Raw genomic sequence first — 1,161 nt, 5'->3', positions numbered from 1 at the left:
GTCGTTCTCATGAAGGCTTAGGTTTTAGGTTTGTACTTATCGCGTCAACTTCTAGGTGCTATGGGTTGTTCTATTCGTCATGAGTCATCATCAAAGGGTGTGACATTCTTTCTCTCTTTCCCCTTGCAAACTGATAACAATGAACCCGAAGAAATACTTGAATATTTGTCTGAAGGCCTGCAAAGCGAGTTGGCAAATGATCATGTTGTTTCCTATAAGGGCAAGCGATGTCTTATTGTTGATGACACGATGGATAATCAAGTGTTGATTGAGTTTGCCATGGCTGACCTTGGGTTTGATTGTGATACGGCAGATAACGGAGAGATCGCTGTTGAGAAGGTGCGCGCTGAGCAGTATGACATTGTTATGATGGATATGCAGATGCCTGTTATGGATGGTGTAACGGCAACGCAAAAGATTCGGAATGAGCTAGGCATCGCTGATTCGGAGCTGCCTATTGTGGCCATTACCGCGAATGATTTAGACGAGCATCGGCAGCAATGTTTTGATGCTGGAACGAATGACTTCTTAACGAAACCTCTTGATAACGAGAAGCTTAAGTCAGTTCTGTTAAACTTGCTCACAGATCAATAATTTTGCTGCTGGGCTGTAAAAAGGTTTAATAAATTAAAAAAATGTGCACTTCCGTGCAGGCAGTCTCTTTAGTAAGCCGTTCTACTACTGCTCAAGTCCTCAAAATTGTTTATACTACCGCCCCTTTTTTAAGCGTGACTAGTTAGCGCTAGAAAGTTTTCGTCTGTTTTTCAGTAAGAAGGTGTTTGATGCCAATCTATGAGTATGCTTGTAAGTCGTGTGGCTTTCAGAAAGACGTACTTCAGAAATTAAGCGATGAACCGTTAACAGCGTGTCCAGAGTGCAATAACGAAACGTTTTCCAAGCAGATTTCTGCGCCGGGATTCCGGTTGTCGGGCGGCGGCTGGTATGAAACAGATTTTAAAACTGGCAAAAAGAAGAATTTAGCGGGTGATGCTGGAAAAAGTTCGTCATCTAGCTCATCAAGTAGCGATAGCGCTGCATAACGGTATTAGTAAGAATATAATTAGGACAGGACTATGCGCAGTCAATATTGCGGTCAAGTAACAGAAGAATTGATCGGACAAGAAGTTACCATTTGTGGTTGGGTTCATCGTCGTCGTGACC

2 protein-coding genes are annotated in these 1,161 nt (G+C 42.8%); both read left to right on the top strand.

Going from position 1 to position 1,161, the window contains the following annotated elements:
- The first annotated feature begins 60 nt into the window (after window positions 1-60).
- Window positions 61-594, top strand: coding sequence for a response regulator (locus tag A3739_RS14880; protein ID WP_068476747.1), 534 nt, complete (start codon window positions 61-63; stop codon window positions 592-594).
- A gap of 188 nt (window positions 595-782) precedes the next feature.
- On the top strand, window positions 783-1,040 hold the full coding sequence (locus A3739_RS14875; RefSeq protein WP_068476749.1) for an FmdB family zinc ribbon protein: 258 nt from the start codon (window positions 783-785) through the stop codon (window positions 1,038-1,040).
- Window positions 1,041-1,161: the final 121 nt, after the last annotated feature.

This window comes from Oleiphilus sp. HI0067 (assembly GCF_001635735.1).
This window is presented reverse-complemented; position numbering and strand designations above follow the sequence as displayed.